Raw genomic sequence first — 15635 nt, forward strand, 5'->3', positions numbered from 1 at the left:
TGCCGAAGCCGCGGCACTGGCAGAAGCCGCCGCGCTGGCCGAAGCGGCCGCTGCGGCGGCCTTCGCCTTCTTCTTGCCGCGACGGTCGCCGTCGATGTCGGCCAGCAGGTCGAGTTCGGACGGGAGGTTGTCGCCGCCGCTCCAGCTCGCCAGGCGATCGTTCTGGAAGTTGACGACCAGGTCACGCTGCTGGACCACCGAGGTCGAGCCGCGCTTGAAGTAGAACAGGTAATCCCAACGATCCGCGTGGAACATGTCGGCCAGTAGCGGCGTGCCGAGCAGCGCGCGGACCTGTTCGCGGGTCATGCCGGCCTGCAGTTGCGAGGCCTTTTCCTGTGAGACGAAATTGCCCTGGACGACCGTGATGCGGTAAGGCGTGATGCTCTGCGCGATTCGTTGCGTGACGCTGTCATAAGACGAACAGCCTGCCAGCGTGACGACGGCGACAGCGACGGCAGCAGTGATGGCACTCCGCATGCGGGTCCTCTGAATGTTGCGAACGGGATACGGGAAACTTGTCCGTCACTTGCACCGATTTGCCGGGCGGGCCGCGCGACTCGGGTCACAGGTGACTGACAGGGCGAAAAGCCGGTACTATTGGAACCCTGCATTGTACTCTAGGGACGCCTAGCCATGACCAATCCGACCGAGCTGAAGAATATCGGGCTCAAGGCCACCCTACCGCGCCTCAAGATTCTGGAAATTTTTCAGCAGAGCGAAGTCCGGCACCTGACCGCCGAAGACGTCTATCGCAACCTGCTGCACGAACAACTCGACATCGGCCTGGCCACGGTATACCGCGTGCTGACGCAGTTCGAGCAGGCCGGCCTGCTCACGCGCAGCAATTTCGAATCGGGCAAGGCGGTGTTCGAACTGAACGAGGGTTCGCACCACGACCACCTGGTCTGTCTCGACTGCGGCCGCGTCGAGGAATTCTTCGACGCCGAGATCGAGAATCGCCAACAGGCGATCGCCAAGACGCGCGGCTTCAAGCTGCAGGAGCACTCGCTGGCGATGTACGGTTCCTGCACCACCGAGAACTGCCCGCACCGCAAGCACTGATCGGCCGGCCGGCATCGCGCCGGTCCGCCAGGCAATCCGGCCCGACAAGGCGCAAGCCTTGCCGGGCCGGATCGTTTTCGCGCATCGGCCGGCTCGTCTTTCGGTTTCCTGACGAACGGCGCGCGCCCTCTTAAGCAGACGCCGAATTCACACCGCTCCCTGCCGCTCGCCCGGCTCGGGCGGCAGCAGCAGGCGCCGCGTGTCGAGCACGATCTCGTCGCAATTCGGCTCGCCGTTGCCGCCGCGGTCGATCACCACGAAATCGCTGACGCGATCGAGCGCGAGCAGCGGGTGATGCCAGACGCCCCGCGCATAGTTGACGCCCTGCCAGCCCTCGGCGAGAAAGGCGCGCAGCCGCGCCGGATCGAATTCGCCGGCCGGCGCGACCACCACCGCGTAACGCCCGACCTCGGCCAGCGGCACGAAGGCCTGGCTGCCCAGCGGGTGCCGCTCCATCATCGCGATCTCGATCGGCCAGCGGCGCGGCTGGCCGCGGAACAGGTTGACGAGCGGGCGGCCGCCGGCTTCGCCGACATCGACGCTGGCCAGGTCGTGGAAGCGTTCGGTGGTGCCGCCGTTGATCGGGAAATGACGCGCGCCCTCGAGCTCGATCACGTCGCCGAACGGCGCGAAGGCGGCACGCGTGAGCGGCTCCAGCGGCAGGGGCAGCTGGTTCATGATCACCTCCCGCTCAGGCCGGCTCGGCCCACAGACGCAGGCGCGAGACGCCGCCGTCGGGGAAGATGTTGAAGCGCACGTGGGTGACCGGGCCCAGCGCGGCCAGGCCGCTGTCGAACACGTGCAGGCTGTCCATCGACAGCTTCTGCTCGCCGAGCAGCTCCGGCCAGAACATCGCCTGCGTGACCAGCGAATCGTCGGTGCCGCCGGCCACCGAGGCGGCCTGCAGCGAGCAGCGATCGGGATAGTTGCCCTTGAAGTGCGCGGTGTCGACCTCGACGCGGCGGATGATCCCCGGGCGCGCCAGCGCCACGATCGCCCAGTCGTTGCCGGGTTCGCGGCGCCGCCGCGTCTCCCAGCCGTCGCCCATGTTCACGCCGCGCCCCGGCATCAGCATCTGCGAGGCGGGACCGAAGTGCTGGTTGTTGGCGGCGACCAGGTAGGCGCCGTTCTCGATCGCGGCCAGGTCGACCAGCTCGCCCGTGGCGGCGCGGCTCCAGTCGCGCTGCGGCTGGCCGTACACGCGCAGCCGCGCCAGCCCGCCGTCCGGATAGAGATTGACGCGCAGGTGGGTGAGCACGCGCGGCGCGTCGACGGCGACGTAGTGATGGCGATTGCCCTGCAGCGTGGTGGCCGGCACCAGCGGCTGCCAGTCGGCCTGCTCCGGCGGCAACTCGCCGTCGAACGCGCAGGCCTCGATCGAGGCGGCCGGCGGGAAGTTGCCGGTGAAGTGGCTGGTGTCGAGATCGACGCCATGGACCACGCCGGGGCGCGCCAGCCGGACGATGCACCAGTCGTGGCCGGCCACGCGCTTGCGGCGCGTCTCCCAGCCATCCATCCACTTGCCGTGATCGTCGTACTTGCCGGGGATGAAGACGGCCGGCTCGGGGTTGAGCATGCGCTCCATCGGCGCGAAGAAGTCGTCGCTGGAGGCCAGCGCCTTGGCGCCCAGGCGCGGGTCGGCGAGATTCATGTAGCGGCGCGTGAAGGCAGGCGCGTCGGGATCGAGGATCGGTGCAGCCATGATGTCTCCAGTCGGGTGAGAGGCCCGGCGCGGTGCCGGGCTGCGAATCGGGAAAGCGGGGAAAGCGGGGAAGCGAGGAACAGGCGCGCAAGGAACGCGGCGATGACGCGGCGCCCTCAGAGCACGTGCGCGTGCTCGCCGCCGGCGAGCTTGCCGGGCGCGGCACCGGCCTCGCCGTGCTCCTCCTCGACCGGCACGTAGCGCAGCTCGCGGTTCAGCACGCGGCGGGCACGGGCGACGTCGATGTCGTGCTCCCAGACCGCCACCACCACGGTGGCCACGCAATTGCCGACCAGGTTGGTGAGCGCGCGCGCGATGCCGACGAACCAGTCGACCGGCAGGATCAGTACCAGGCCGAGCACCGGAATCGCCGGGATCGCCGAGAGCGTCGCGGCCAGGATCACGATCGCCGAGCCGGGGATGCCGTGCGCGCCCTTCGAGGTGACCAGCGAGACCAGCAGCACGATGATCAGGTCGTGCGCGGACAGCGGCGTATTGGTGGCCTGCGCGATGAACAGCACGGCCAGCGTCAGGTAGATCGAGAAGCCGTCGAGATTGAACGAGTAGCCGGTGGGGATCACCAGGCCGACGGTGGAATCCTTCACGCCCATCCATTCGAGCTTGCGCATCACCTGCGGCAGCACCGCGTCCGAGGAGGCGGTGCCGAGCACGATCATCAGCTCCTCGCGCAGGTAGCGGATCAGCTTGAACACGCTGAAGCCGGCCAGGCGCATCACGGTGCCGAGCACCACCGCGACGAACAGCGCGCAGCTCACGTAGAACACCGCCACCAGCAGGCCGAGCTGCTTGAGCGAGGCCACGCCGTACTTGCCGGTGGTGAAGGCGATCGCGCCGAGCACGCCGAGCGGCGCGAGCCGGATGATGAAGCCCATCACGCGAAAGCAGACCTGCGAGAACTCGTCGATGATGCCGCTGATGCGGCTGGCGCGTTCGCCGAGCAGGGACAGCGCCGAGCCGAACAGCACCGCGAACACCAGGATCTGCAGGATGTCGCCCTTGGCGAAGGCATCGAAGGCCGTGTCGGGGATGATCTTGAGCAGGTAGCCGGCGGTGTCCTTGAGGCTCTGCGCGTTCTTCGCGTAGTCGGCCAGCGAGGCCGCGTCGAGCGAGCCGAGCGCGACGTTCATGCCGGCGCCGGGCCGCGTGAGGACCGCCAGCAACAGGCCGATGCCGAGCGCCAGCGTGGTCATCAGCTCGAAGTAGACGATCGCCTTCACGCCGACGCGCCCCACCTTCTTCAAGTCGCCGGCATTCGCGATGCCACCCACCACCACGCAGAACACGATCGGCCCGATCACCATCTTGATCAGCTTCAGGAAGCCGTCGCCGAGCGGGCGCAGCGACTGCGCCGCGTGCGGGAAGGCGGCGCCGAGCGCCACGCCGATCACCAGCGCGATCACCACGCGCCCGAACAAGGAATTCAGAAACCTCGCCATCACACCTCCCGTCACCGCGGTTGTCGTGGACTTCACTGTTCTGACTGGTCATACCAGTTAAGTTATGGCGAAGTGTAGGAAGCCGATATACGCGCGTCAACCGTGTCAAAAACCGGGATTACCCGATACGCGACAGCGGGCCGGGCGCCGGCGGCGCGGCATGGATGGGCGGATTACAATGCCGGTCTGACCGGCCCCGCATGTAGTCATGAAGAACCTGCCCCAAACCGTTACCGACGCCGCCGTGGCGACCATCCAGGCCCGCATCGAAACCGGCGCCTACCCGGTCGGCAGCCTGCTGCCGGCGCAGCGCCAGCTCTCCGAGGAACTGGAGATCAGCCGTGCCTCGCTGCGCGAGGCGCTGTCGACGCTGGAGGCGCTCGGCATGCTGACGATCCGGCCCGGCAAGGGCGTCTACGTGGAGCGTGCGCAGGCCGCAGCCGGCCATCCCTGGCGCTTCGCGGCGCAATCCTCGCCGCCCGATACCTACCAGATGCGTTATGCGCTGGAGGGTTTCGCGGCGCGCATGGCGGCGCTGGCGATCAGCGACACCGACCTCGCCTGGTTCGAGGAGAACCTGGCCGCGCTGCACGTGGCGCTGGTCGACAACGCGCTGGACGCCGCCGCCCAGCTCGACTTCGAATTCCACATGCGGATCCTCGCGCTGGCCGGCAACGCGGCAATCGAATCGGTGCTGCGCAACAGCGCCGACATCATGAAGGAAAGCCAGCGCATGCCCTTCTACCGGCGCGAGCTGATGCTTTCGACCTGGCACGAGCATCGCGCCATCGTCGACGCGCTCACCGCGCGCGACTCGGCCGCGGCCGGCCGGGCCATCGAGATCCACATCGAGAGCGCCGCGCAGCGCGCCGGCGTGTTCTTCCCCACGCCGCGCGGCTGAAGCCGCAGCACGGAACCCCCGCTCCAAAAGACAAACCCGCCGCCGCGCACGAGGCGCGACGGCGGGTTTTCGCGACGGGATCGAAACGGGCTCGGCCAGCCGGCCGCGCCCGAGCCGATTTACTTGGCGTTGGCGAACGCGACTGCCGTGTCCAGCATGCGGTTCGAGAAGCCCCACTCGTTGTCGTACCAGCTCGACACCTTCACCAGGCGGCCCGACACCTTGGTCAGCGTCGAATCGAACGAGGACGAGGCCGGGTTGTGGTTGAAGTCGACCGACACCAGCGGCTGGTCGTTATAGGCCAGGATGCCCTTGAGCGCGCCTTCCGAGGCTTCCTTCATGATCGCGTTGACTTCCTCGACCGTGGTGTCGCGCTTGGCGATGAAGGACAGGTCGACGATCGACACGTTGATGGTCGGCACGCGGATCGCGTAGCCGTCCAGCTTGCCGTTCAGTTCCGGCAGCACCAGGCCGACCGCGGCGGCCGCGCCGGTCTTGGTCGGGATCTGGCTGTGCGTGGCCGAACGGGCGCGGCGCAGGTCTTCGTGATAGACGTCGGTCAGCACCTGGTCGTTGGTGTAGGCGTGGATCGTCGTCATCAGGCCGGTTTCGAGGCCGATCTTGTCGTGCAGCGGCTTGACCAGCGGCGCCAGGCAGTTGGTGGTGCACGATGCGTTCGAGATCACGGTGTGCTCGGCCTTCAGCACGTCGTGGTTGACGCCGTAGACGATGGTCGCGTCGACGTCCTTGCCGCCCGGCGCCGAGATGATCACCTTCTTCGCGCCGCCCTTCAGGTGGGCGCTGGCCTTTTCCTTGGTGGTGAAGAAGCCCGTGCACTCGAACACCACGTCGACGCCGAGCTCGCCCCACGGCAGTTCGGCCGGGTTGCGGTTGGCCAGCACGCGGATGCGGTCGCCGTTGACGATCAGGTAGTCGCCGTCGACCGACACTTCGCCGGGGAAGCGGCCGTGCGCCGTGTCGTACTGCGTCAGGTGCGCGTTGGTCTTGGCATCGCCGAGGTCGTTGATCGCGACGATCTCGATGTCATGCTTCTTGCCGTTTTCGTAGAAAGCGCGCAGCGTGTTGCGGCCGATGCGGCCGTAACCGTTGATTGCAACGCGAATCGTCATGGTCTATCTCCTGATGGCTGAAAAAAATACGTTTCGTGCAGCTTCACGGCGGCGCGCTGCGCGCCCGGGGAGGCAGCGCAGCGCGCCTGGTATCACTTAGGCGAGCACCTTCTTCGCCGTCTCGACCACGTTCTCGACGGTGAAGCCGAAGTACTTGAACAGCACGCCGGCCGGCGCCGATTCGCCGAAGGTGTCGATCCCGACCACGCCGCCCTCGAGGCCGACGTACTTGCGCCAGAAGTCGCTCACGCCCGCCTCGATCGCCACGCGGCGCACGCCGGCCGGCAGCACGCGCTCGCGGTACTCGGCGTCCTGGCGGTCGAACACGGTGGTGGCCGGCATCGACACCACGCGCGCGGCGATGCCCTGCTGCGCCAGCGGCTCGACGGCCTTCATCGCCAGCTCGACCTCGGAGCCGGTCGCGATCAGGATGATCTTGCGCGCGACGATGTCTTCCTGCCAGTCGCGCAGCACGTAGCCGCCCTTGGCGACATTGGCCAGTTGCGCATCGCTGCGCGTGTTGAACTGCAGGTTCTGGCGGCTGAAGATCAGGCAGGACGGACGCTGGGCGGCGATCGCCTCGGTCCAGCCCACCGCCGTCTCGACCGTGTCGGCCGGGCGCCAGACGTCGAGGTTCGGGATCAGGCGCAGGCTGGAGACGTGCTCGATCGACTGGTGGGTCGGGCCGTCCTCGCCCAGGCCGATCGAATCGTGGGTGAACACGAAGATCGACGGGGCCTTCATCAGCGCGGCCACGCGCAACGCGTTGCGGCTGTAGTCGGAGAAGGTCAGGAAGGTGCCGCCGAAGGGCTTGTAGCCGCCGTGCAGGACCAGGCCGTTGATGGCCGCGCTCATGCCGAATTCGCGCACGCCGTAGTTGACGTGGTTGCCCCACTGGATGCCGTGCTCGCCGGCGCGCACCGGCTTGGAGGCCTTCCAGTTGGTGAGGTTCGAGCCGGTCAGGTCGGCCGAGCCGCCGAGCAGTTCCGGCAGCGCCGCGGCCAGGCCTTCGATGGTCTGCTGCGAGGCCTTGCGGGTGGCGACCGTCTCGCCGCGCTCGTTGGCGCCGGCGACGATGGCGGCGGCCTTCTCGGCCCAGTCGGCCGGCAGCTTGTTGGCCGCGCGGCGCTCGAACTCGGCCGCCTCGGCCGGGTACTTGGCGCGGTAGGCGTCGAACGCGCCCTGCCAGTCGGCTTCGAACTTGGCGCCCGCGGCCTTGGCATCCCATGCCGCATAGACTTCCTGCGGGATCACGAAGGGTTCCCAGTTCCAGCCCAGCGCGGCGCGCGTCTTGGCGATTTCCTCGGCGCCGAGCGCCGCGCCGTGCACGTCGTGGCCGCCGGCCTTGGTGGCCGCGCCCTTGCCGATCACCGTCTTGCAGCAGATCAGGGTCGGACGATCCGATTGCTTGGCCTTTGCGATGGCCGCGTCGACCGCGTCGACGTCATGGCCGTTCACGCCCGGGATCACGTTCCAGCCATAGGCCTCGAAGCGCTTCGGGGTGTCGTCGTGGAACCAGTTGACCACGTCGCCGTCGATCGAGATGCCGTTGTCGTCGTACAGCGCGATCAGCTTGTTGAGCTTGAGCGTGCCGGCCAGCGAGCAGGCCTCGTGCGAGATGCCTTCCATCAGGCAGCCGTCGCCGACGAACACGTAGGTGTGGTGGTCGACGATCTTCGCGTCGGCCTTGTTGAACTCGGCCGCCAGCAGCGCTTCGCCGAGCGCCATGCCGACCGCGTTGGCCAGACCCTGGCCGAGCGGGCCGGTGGTGGTCTCGACGCCCGGCGTGATGCCGTATTCGGGGTGGCCCGGCGTCTTGGAGTGCAGCTGGCGGAAGTTCTTCAGCTCCTCGATCGGCAGTGCGTAGCCGGTCAAGTGCAGCAGCGAGTACAGCAGCATCGAGCCATGGCCGTTGGACAGCACGAAGCGGTCGCGGTCGGCCCAATGCGGGTTGGTCGGGTTGTGGCGCAGGTGGCGCGACCACAGCGCGACGCCGATTTCGGCCATGCCCATCGGCATGCCGGGGTGGCCGGAGTTCGCTTGCTGGACGGCATCCATCGCGAGCGCGCGGATCGCGTTGGCCATCAGGGAGGTGTTGGCGGGAGACGAGGTCGTCATGTCGAGTCCGGAGAACGAGTCGAGAAAAACGGGGCACGGCATGTCCGGAAGCTCGCGGGCCAGCCGACCCCGGCGCGCGATGCGGCGCCATCAGGACGCGAAGCGGACGAGCAATCAGACGGGAGGCTGCAAAGCCGGTCATTTTAACAGAGACCCGGCCCGCGCCCCGGCGAAAACGGCTTCGCGACCGGGCTGAACGGCGAAACCGCGTCGCCGCATCTTCTCATGGGCGTGATTTTTGCGGCGCCGCAAGCCGCCGCCGGAGCCAGCGGGCGCCGCGCCCTGCCTCGCCGCGTTCCACTCGCCGCGCGCCCGCCTCCTATAATTCCCGGCATCGGCCCTGCCCTCGCTCCACCCCGCCCCGTGAACACGACGCTCTTCTTCCATCCGTCCCCCGACGCGACCTACGGCTTCCCGAACGCGCGGCGGCTCGAGGCGCTCGCCTCGCCGCATCAGCGCATCGAGGTCTGGGACACCCCGCAGCTCGGCCGCTTGTTCACGCTCGACGGCCGGCCGATGACCTCCGTCGGCGACGAATACGTCTATCACGAATGCATGACGCACCCGGCCGCGCTGGCCCATCCGCAGCCGCGCCGGGCGCTGGTGCTCGGCGGCGGCGACGGCGGCGCCGCGCGCCAGTTGCTCAAGCATCCCTCGATCGAGCGGGTGGTGATCGCCGAACTCGACGCGGCCGTGGTCGAGATGGCGCGCCGCCACCTCGGCGCGGTGCACGAGGGCGCGCTCGACGATCCGCGCGTCGAGCTGGTGATCGGCGATGCCGCGCAGTACGTGGCGCGCAGCAGTTGTCACTTCGATCTGGTGGTGTTCGACCTGACGCCGCCCGATTCGCCGGCCGCCGGCCTCTACACGCGCGATTTCCTGGCGCGGCTCAAGCGGATCCTGACGCCCTGCGCGGCGCTCTCGATGCACCTGGGCGCGCCCGGTTTCCACGCGAAGCGGATCGCCGCGCTGGTGGCCGAGCTGCGCGCCAGCTTCGCGGTGGTCGCCCCGCTGGCCGCGCCGGTGCCGCTGTACGGCGGCGAATGGCTGATGGCGGTGGCCAGCGACACGCTCGACGCGGGCGCGCTGTTCGCCCACGACGTCGGGGAGCGGCTGGCCGAGCGTGGCATCGCGGGGCTGCGCTTCTACGATGCCGAGCTGCATCCGGCCTTGTTCACCCTGCGTCGCACGCTGCGCGATACACTCGGCCTACGGCGCTGATCGGCGCCCATCGTCCCCCATCCCGCAGGAGACTGTCCGATGATCGACCCACGTCCGGCCAACGTGCCCTGGTTGACGCCCTATCTGGCCGTTCGCAACGCCCAGGCGTCAATCCGCTTCTATGGCGACGCATTCGGGTTCGAAACGCGTGAATTGATCGACGAAGACGGCGCGATCATGCACGTCGAGATGAGCTACCACGGCCAGCTGATCCTGATGTTCGCGCCCGAGGGCGCGTTCGGCTCGACCGCGCGCACGCCGCGCAGCGCCGACAGCATGGCGCCGCAATCCTTCTACCTGTATGTCGACGACGTCGATGCCGCGCATCATCGCGCGCTCGCGGCCGGCGGCAAGTCGCTGACCTCGCCCTGCGACCAGTTCTGGGGCGACCGCTTCGCCCAGGTCGAGGACCTGGACGGCTACCGCTGGGCTTTGGCGAGGCGCATCGAGGCATGAACGGCAGCAGCACTTCCGCGGTTCCGCGATTTTTCGTCGATGTCCCGCTGGCCGACCAGGCCAGCATCGTGCTGCCCACCGAGGTCGCGCGCCATGTCCAGGTGCTGCGTCTGGAGCCCGGCGATGCGCTGACGCTGTTCGACGGCGGCGGCGGCCAGTATCGCGCCGAGCTGGTCGAGATCGGCAAGCGCATGGCCGTGGCCCGCACGCTGGCCTTCGAGGCGCGCGAGCTGGAGACGCCCTACCGGATCACGCTCGCGCAGGGCATCGCCGGCGGCGACAAGATGGACTGGCTGATCGAGAAGGCGGTCGAGCTGGGCGTGGCCGGCGTGGCGCCGCTATCGACCTCGCGCGGCGTGGTGAGGCTTTCCGGCGAACGCGCCGACAAGCGCGTGGCGCACTGGCAGGGCGTGGTGCGCGCCGCCTGCGAGCAATGCGGGCGCAATCGCGTGCCGGCGGTGGCTGCCGTGTCCGACTACGCGGCCTGGCTGGCGGCGCTGCCGCCGCCGGTCGAGGGTGAAGTGAGGCTGATGTTGTCGCCGCGAGCGAGCATCGCCTTCGCCGAGTTGCCGGAGCAAGCGCCGACCGGCGAGATCCGCCTGCTGATCGGCCCCGAAGGCGGCTTGTCGCCGGCCGAGGAAGATGCCGCGCGCGAATGCGGCTTCCAGGCCATCGTGCTGGGCGCGCGCGTGCTGCGCACCGAAACGGCCGGAATGGCGATGCTGGCGGCGCTGGCCGCGCGCTGGGGAGGCTGGTAGGCGGCGAGCAGGAACTCGAGGCGGCCCGGCCCACGGGCTTGTCATGGCTTGCGCGCCGAACTGCGGCCAAATCCGTTTAATCTCCGCGCATCTGCGTCGGCATGCCCAGCGTCTCGAGGATCGGCTTCGATACCGTCTCGAGCAGCGTGCCGGGATCCGTCGCGCGCCAGCCTTCCAGGTCACTGCCGCTCAGTTGGAGCGTGCCGCTGACCGGCAACTCGATCGGCGCGGCGGGAATCATCCCGGCCAGCTTGGTGGCCATTGCCGCGCGGGCCTCGACGGCAGCCTGCTCCGACCTGACGACCTGGCGCGGCATCACCACCCGCAGCCGCTCCATCACCGGCGCGAGGTTCGCCACCTCGCAGACATAGGCGACCTGGGCGCTCGACGGCCCGTCGCCGCCCGAATCGGCCTCACGCGTCTCGCCCGTGACGCGGCAGCGCGAATGCGCGATCGCGTCCGCCACCGCCGCGAACATCGCGCGCAAGGGTTCGCTCAAGGCCTCGCGCTGCGCCGGCGGCATCGATTCGGTGAGCCGCTCGGCCAGATGGCGCGGATTTTCCGCCCGCGCCTGCGCATAGGCCTGGAGATCGATCGCATCGCGGCCGCCCTCGATGCCGCGCATCGTGTCGTTGTACTGCTGGCCGCGCGCCAAATCTCCGTTGACGAACAGCGCCAGCAGCAATTCGGTAGTCTGGCTCGGCGACAAGGGCGCGGCGCGAGCGGGCACGGCCGCGATCAGCATCGCGCCGGTCAAGGCCAGCACGACGCGGGACAGGATGCGCGGGATCTGCATGGGAATCATGGAATGATGGCCCTGGAACCGGGCGAAAGCAGGAAAAGGAGATGGCAACCCGCCCGAGCATGCCCGAGGCCATCGGCGGATGCAAAAAAGCCCGCGCTCGGCGGGCTTTTTCACCACTGGCTGGGCGACCCCGGAACCTCGGTCCCGGCCGCCGCGTCCGGCAAACTCGATTCGCCCGCTCAGGCGAACGAGTAGAACACGCGAAACGCGATCTTGCGCTCCGCCCAGAACTCGGCGGCCTCGCGGAACACGTCGAGCAGGGTCTCGCGGCCTTCCTTGTCGAACTTCTGCGCGATCGGCAGCGCCTCCAGCACGATCACGAAGCCCGGCTGCTCGCCGGCCTTGTGGACCAGGTCGGTCAGGCTGTCGTACAGGGCGTCGTAGTTCTTGCCGAAATGCTTGGGGAACAGGAACGAGGTCGCGATCGTTTCCAGCACTTCCTGCTTCGACTGCGCGGTGCCGCAATAGGCGAACAGGAAATGCTGGCCGAGCCGGGCGGCCTCGTCCGCGAGATCCTGCACGCGGAAGGCGCGGATCGACTGCACGAGATTGGGTCGCACGGTCGCGAAAAGACTCATAGGCTCCTCGGTTGATGAAAGCTCCGGGCAGTCCGGCCGCAAGGGTGCCGCCTCCGGCGCGGTATCGCCCTGGGCGACCGCGCGCAGCTGCATCACACGTTGGAACAGGTTGCCGTCGCCGGCTGCGAACAGGTCCGCCGCAGCCGACGTATCGTGCGCGTAGGTGGTGTCGCTCATGCCGATCATCCCGAAATCATTCAACAATACGTTTAAAACTGGCGTAGTGGTCGTCGGAGTAGTAACAGTTGTCGATCCGGCGCAGCGGCCCGCCGCAGACGATCCGTTTCGCGCCGCGATTGCGCGCGCGGGGCGTCGGCACCGTGTACTCATGGTAATAGCCGCGCCGCGTCTTCGGCAGGATGCGCTCGAAGTTGCCGAACACGACGCCGTCTTTCGAATACGGATAGGGGCCGCCTGAAGCAATCAGCCCGAGCGTCGTCACGGCTTCGCGCGGCAGCGCGGAGGTCGCAATCGTACCGACCGCCGCGCCGGTGGGCGCGATTTCCCGTGCGTAGGCGGAAGAAACCGGACCGCCCGCCGGCAAGCCGGCGCTACCCAGTGCGATGAGCGCGAAGACGGACGCGAGCGCGCCGTTGCGGAGCCACTTGCGTGTCATGAACCGGGGTTCCCGCTGTTAAATCAACAAGTTGACGACCAGGAAAGGCGTAAGCGTAGCGCTAATGACGAGCAGAATCAATGTTCGTCCGGGAATTGAAAGCGCCATTTGCGGCTATTTGACACATTTAGCGCATTTTCCTCGCTTCATCAAGAATTTTTTATCTCGACCGAGATAAACTGCGCCTCGGCAACATCGACTGACGAGTTCTTGCCTCCTCGTCGGTTGCCGGCGGCCCGGCGATGTTGTCGTTTGACCTTGGGACGGTCCCTGGCCATGCCCGACGGCGTGCCTCGCAACGAGGCACGCCGCTTTTCCTGTGGCAATTGAATACAGAAGCCGTCGCTTAGGCGGGAGAACAAGGCCGATACCATGAAAAACGCCCGGGCCAGGCCCGGGCGTCTTTGATCATGAGGCCGCGACGCGGGCGCCGCCTGCCTCGTACGCTCAGCGCGTCGCGTTGACGTCGGCCACCAGCAGGGCCGCCATGTTGACGATCCGGCGCACCGTCGCCGATTCGGTCAGCACATGCACCGGCTGCGCCGCGCCGAGCAGGATCGGCCCGATCGCGATGTTGTTGCCGGCTGCCGTCTTCAGCAGGTTGTAGGCGATGTTGGCCGCGTCGATGTTCGGCAGCACCAGCAGGTTGGCCTCGCCCTCGAGCGTCGAATCCGGCAGGATTTCCTTGCGCAGCACCGGGTCGAGCGCCACGTCGCCGTGCATTTCGCCGTCCACTTCCAGGCCCGGCGCGCGTTCCTTCAGGATCGCCAGCGTCTCGCGCATCTTCGCCGCGGTCGGCGCGTTGCTGGTGCCGAAGTTCGAGTGCGAGAGCAGCGCGACCTTCGGCTCGATGCCGAAGCGGCGCACTTCCTCGGCCGCCATCATGGTGATCTCGGCCAGTTGCTCCGGGGTCGGATCGACGTTGACGTGCGTGTCGACGATGAAGATCTGGCGGCCCGGCAGGACCAGCCCGTTCATCGCGGCGTAGACGCTGCATCCCTCGCGCTTGCCGATCACCTGGTCGACGAAGTGCAGGTGGCGGTGCGTGGTGCTGATGGTGCCGCAGATCATGCCGTCGGCCTCGCCCTTCTTGACCAGCATCGCGCCGATCAGGGTGGTGCGGCGGCGCATCTCCAGCTTGGCGAGCTGCTGGCCCATGCCCTTGCGCGCCATCAGCTGGTAGTAGGTCTGCCAGAAATCGCGGTAGCGCTCGTCGTGCTCGGTGTTGACGATGGTGAAGTCGACGCCCGGCGTGATGCGCAGGCCGAAGCGCTTGATGCGGTTCTCGATCACGTTCGGGCGGCCGATCAGGATCGGCTTGGCGACGTTCTCGTCGATCAGGATCTGCACCGCGCGCAGCACGCGCTCTTCCTCGCCCTCGGCGAACACCACGCGCTTCTTCTCGGCCGGGGCGCTGCGCGCCACCTGGAACACCGGCTTCATGGTGTTGCCGCTGTGGTAGACGAACTGCTGCAGATGCTGGACGTAGGCGTCCATGTCCTCGATCGGGCGCGTGGCCACGCCGCCTTCCATCGCCGCCTTGGCCACCGCCGGCGCGATCTTGACAATCAGGCGCGGGTCGAAGGGCTTCGGGATCAGGTATTCGGGGCCGAAGGAGATGTCCTCGATGCCGTAGGCGGTCGCCACGATATCGCTCTGCTCCTGCTGGGCCAGTTCGGCGATCGCGTTCACGGCGGCGATTTCCATCTCGCGCGTGATGGTGGTCGCGCCGACGTCCAGCGCGCCGCGGAAGATGAACGGGAAGCAGAGGACGTTGTTGACCTGGTTCGGGTAGTCGGTGCGGCCCGTCGCGAGGATCGCGTCCGGGCGCACTTCATGGGCCACCTCGGGCAGGATTTCCGGCGTCGGATTGGCCAGCGCGAGGATCAGCGGGCGCTCGGCCATGCCCTTGACCATCTCCTGCTTGAGCACGCCGGCGGCCGACAGGCCCAGGAAGATGTCCGCGCCGTCGATCACCTCGGCCAGCGTGCGCGCGTCGGTCTCGCGCGCGAAACGCTCCTTGTCCGGGTCCATCAGCTCGGCGCGGCCCTTGTAGACCACGCCCGCCAGGTCGGTCACGTAAATGTTCTCGAGCGGCAGGCCGATGTCGACCAGCAGGTCCAGGCAGGCCAGCGCGGCCGCGCCGGCGCCCGAGGCGACCAGCTTGACCTGCTTGATGTCCTTGCCGACCACCTTCAGGCCGTTGGTGACGGCCGCCGCCACCACGATCGCGGTGCCGTGCTGGTCGTCGTGGAACACCGGGATCTTCATGCGCTTGCGGCACTCGCGCTCGACGATGAAGCAGTCCGGCGCCTTGATGTCCTCGAGGTTGATGCCCCCGAAGGTCGGCTCCAGCGCGGCGATCACGTCGACCAGCTTGTGCGGGTCCGATTCGTTCAGTTCGATGTCGAACACGTCGATGCCGGCGAACTTCTTGAACAGCGCGGCCTTGCCTTCCATCACCGGCTTCGAGGCGAGCGGGCCGATGTTGCCCAGGCCGAGCACGGCGGTGCCGTTGGTGACCACGCCCACCAGGTTGCTGCGCGAGGTGAAGCGCGCGGCGTTCAGCGGGTTCTCGACGATCTCCTCGCAGGCGAAGGCCACGCCCGGCGAATAGGCCAGCGCCAGATCGCGCTGGTTGATCATCTGCTTGGTCGGCTGGACGGCGATTTTGCCCGGCGTCGGGAATTCGTGGTAATCGAGGGCGGCGGCGCGCAGGTCGGCTTTGGGGGAGGACTTGGTGGACATGAGTCGAGAGAGGCGGGATTAGAATACCTGTTCGGCCCACATTGTAGCGCCAATCCCCCGCCAGATTTTTCGATTCCGGTGAC

15 protein-coding genes are annotated in these 15635 nt (G+C 67.8%); 5 read left to right on the forward strand and 10 right to left on the reverse strand.

Going from position 1 to position 15635, the window contains the following annotated elements; genetic code table 11:
- Positions 1-477 (reverse strand): outer membrane protein assembly factor BamE (locus F3J18_RS21590; RefSeq protein WP_166914101.1); only part of this gene is annotated, 477 nt, incomplete at its 3' end.
- A 156-nt stretch (positions 478-633) separates the two neighbouring features.
- Here F3J18_RS21590 and fur point away from each other — a divergent pair.
- Positions 634-1062, forward strand: a complete 429-nt coding sequence (gene fur, locus F3J18_RS21595) for a ferric iron uptake transcriptional regulator (RefSeq protein WP_013696628.1) — start codon at positions 634-636, stop codon at positions 1060-1062.
- Between the two features lie 147 nt (positions 1063-1209).
- Here the strand turns inward: fur and F3J18_RS21600 are convergent, their stop codons facing one another.
- The 3 genes from F3J18_RS21600 to F3J18_RS21610 all read right to left on the reverse strand — a co-directional run bounded on the left by F3J18_RS21600 (position 1210) and on the right by F3J18_RS21610 (position 4221).
- A complete protein-coding gene (locus F3J18_RS21600; RefSeq protein WP_166914103.1) occupies positions 1210-1740 on the reverse strand; it encodes an ureidoglycolate lyase in 531 nt (176 codons plus the stop codon).
- 13 nt (positions 1741-1753) lie between these two features.
- Positions 1754-2764: an allantoicase gene (gene alc / locus F3J18_RS21605; RefSeq protein WP_096749748.1), complete on the reverse strand. Its 1011-nt coding sequence runs from the start codon at positions 2762-2764 to the stop codon at positions 1754-1756.
- A 116-nt stretch (positions 2765-2880) separates the two neighbouring features.
- A complete protein-coding gene (locus F3J18_RS21610) occupies positions 2881-4221 on the reverse strand; it encodes a C4-dicarboxylate transporter DctA (RefSeq protein ID WP_013696625.1) in 1341 nt (446 codons plus the stop codon).
- A 208-nt stretch (positions 4222-4429) separates the two neighbouring features.
- Here F3J18_RS21610 and F3J18_RS21615 point away from each other — a divergent pair, with 208 nt between their 5' ends.
- On the forward strand, positions 4430-5122 hold the full coding sequence (locus F3J18_RS21615) for an FCD domain-containing protein (RefSeq protein ID WP_013696624.1): 693 nt from the start codon (positions 4430-4432) through the stop codon (positions 5120-5122).
- Between the two features lie 119 nt (positions 5123-5241).
- On the opposite strand, the gene gap is transcribed toward F3J18_RS21615, so the two are convergent.
- Together gap and tkt are read right to left on the reverse strand one after the other, a co-directional pair.
- Positions 5242-6252 (reverse strand): type I glyceraldehyde-3-phosphate dehydrogenase, encoded by a 1011-nt coding sequence (gene gap, locus F3J18_RS21620; protein ID WP_013696623.1) that lies wholly within the window; start codon positions 6250-6252, stop codon positions 5242-5244.
- 96 nt (positions 6253-6348) lie between these two features.
- Complete coding sequence (tkt, locus tag F3J18_RS21625; RefSeq protein WP_025096800.1) at positions 6349-8370, reverse strand: transketolase; 2022 nt, start codon at positions 8368-8370, stop codon at positions 6349-6351.
- Between the two features lie 363 nt (positions 8371-8733).
- On the opposite strand from tkt, the gene speE reads away from it, so the two are divergent.
- Genes speE through F3J18_RS21640 form a run of 3 tightly spaced genes read left to right on the forward strand, consistent with a single transcriptional unit; the run spans position 8734 to position 10805 of the window.
- Positions 8734-9591 (forward strand): polyamine aminopropyltransferase, encoded by an 858-nt coding sequence (speE, locus tag F3J18_RS21630; RefSeq protein ID WP_025096801.1) that lies wholly within the window; start codon positions 8734-8736, stop codon positions 9589-9591.
- Between the two features lie 39 nt (positions 9592-9630).
- On the forward strand, positions 9631-10047 hold the full coding sequence (locus F3J18_RS21635) for a VOC family protein (RefSeq protein ID WP_166914105.1): 417 nt from the start codon (positions 9631-9633) through the stop codon (positions 10045-10047).
- Complete coding sequence (locus F3J18_RS21640; protein ID WP_025096802.1) at positions 10044-10805, forward strand: 16S rRNA (uracil(1498)-N(3))-methyltransferase; 762 nt, start codon at positions 10044-10046, stop codon at positions 10803-10805. The genes F3J18_RS21635 and F3J18_RS21640 overlap by 4 nt, the downstream gene beginning before the upstream one ends.
- A 76-nt stretch (positions 10806-10881) precedes the next feature.
- Here the strand turns inward: F3J18_RS21640 and F3J18_RS21645 are convergent, their stop codons facing one another.
- The 4 genes from F3J18_RS21645 to F3J18_RS21660 form a co-directional block, all read right to left on the reverse strand.
- A complete protein-coding gene (locus F3J18_RS21645) occupies positions 10882-11610 on the reverse strand; it encodes a hypothetical protein (RefSeq protein WP_166914107.1) in 729 nt (242 codons plus the stop codon).
- Positions 11611-11789: 179 nt separating this feature from the next.
- A complete protein-coding gene (locus tag F3J18_RS21650; protein WP_025096804.1) occupies positions 11790-12365 on the reverse strand; it encodes a barstar family protein in 576 nt (191 codons plus the stop codon).
- A gap of 16 nt (positions 12366-12381) precedes the next feature.
- Positions 12382-12804, reverse strand: coding sequence for a ribonuclease (locus F3J18_RS21655; protein WP_025096805.1), 423 nt, complete (start codon positions 12802-12804; stop codon positions 12382-12384).
- A gap of 447 nt (positions 12805-13251) precedes the next feature.
- Positions 13252-15552, reverse strand: coding sequence for an NADP-dependent malic enzyme (locus F3J18_RS21660; protein WP_025096806.1), 2301 nt, complete (start codon positions 15550-15552; stop codon positions 13252-13254).
- Positions 15553-15635 lie beyond the last annotated feature (83 nt).

The organism is Burkholderia sp. Ax-1720, assembly GCF_011753035.1.
Lineage (GTDB): Bacteria > Pseudomonadota > Gammaproteobacteria > Burkholderiales > Burkholderiaceae > Burkholderia > Burkholderia gladioli.

Coding starts and splice junctions, on each gene's coding strand:
- F3J18_RS21600 (WP_166914103.1), bottom strand. CDS start 1,740: ATGAACCAGCTGCCCCTGCCGCTGGAGCCGCTCACGCGTGCCGCCTTC.
- F3J18_RS21645 (WP_166914107.1), bottom strand. CDS start 11,610: ATGATTCCCATGCAGATCCCGCGCATCCTGTCCCGCGTCGTGCTGGCC.
- fur (WP_013696628.1), top strand. CDS start 634: ATGACCAATCCGACCGAGCTGAAGAATATCGGGCTCAAGGCCACCCTA.
- tkt (WP_025096800.1), bottom strand. CDS start 8,370: ATGACGACCTCGTCTCCCGCCAACACCTCCCTGATGGCCAACGCGATC.
- F3J18_RS21650 (WP_025096804.1), bottom strand. CDS start 12,365: ATGAGCGACACCACCTACGCGCACGATACGTCGGCTGCGGCGGACCTG.
- F3J18_RS21615 (WP_013696624.1), top strand. CDS start 4,430: ATGAAGAACCTGCCCCAAACCGTTACCGACGCCGCCGTGGCGACCATC.
- F3J18_RS21640 (WP_025096802.1), top strand. CDS start 10,044: ATGAACGGCAGCAGCACTTCCGCGGTTCCGCGATTTTTCGTCGATGTC.
- gap (WP_013696623.1), bottom strand. CDS start 6,252: ATGACGATTCGCGTTGCAATCAACGGTTACGGCCGCATCGGCCGCAAC.
- F3J18_RS21660 (WP_025096806.1), bottom strand. CDS start 15,552: ATGTCCACCAAGTCCTCCCCCAAAGCCGACCTGCGCGCCGCCGCCCTC.
- F3J18_RS21635 (WP_166914105.1), top strand. CDS start 9,631: ATGATCGACCCACGTCCGGCCAACGTGCCCTGGTTGACGCCCTATCTG.
- F3J18_RS21610 (WP_013696625.1), bottom strand. CDS start 4,221: ATGGCGAGGTTTCTGAATTCCTTGTTCGGGCGCGTGGTGATCGCGCTG.
- alc (WP_096749748.1), bottom strand. CDS start 2,764: ATGGCTGCACCGATCCTCGATCCCGACGCGCCTGCCTTCACGCGCCGC.
- F3J18_RS21655 (WP_025096805.1), bottom strand. CDS start 12,804: ATGACACGCAAGTGGCTCCGCAACGGCGCGCTCGCGTCCGTCTTCGCG.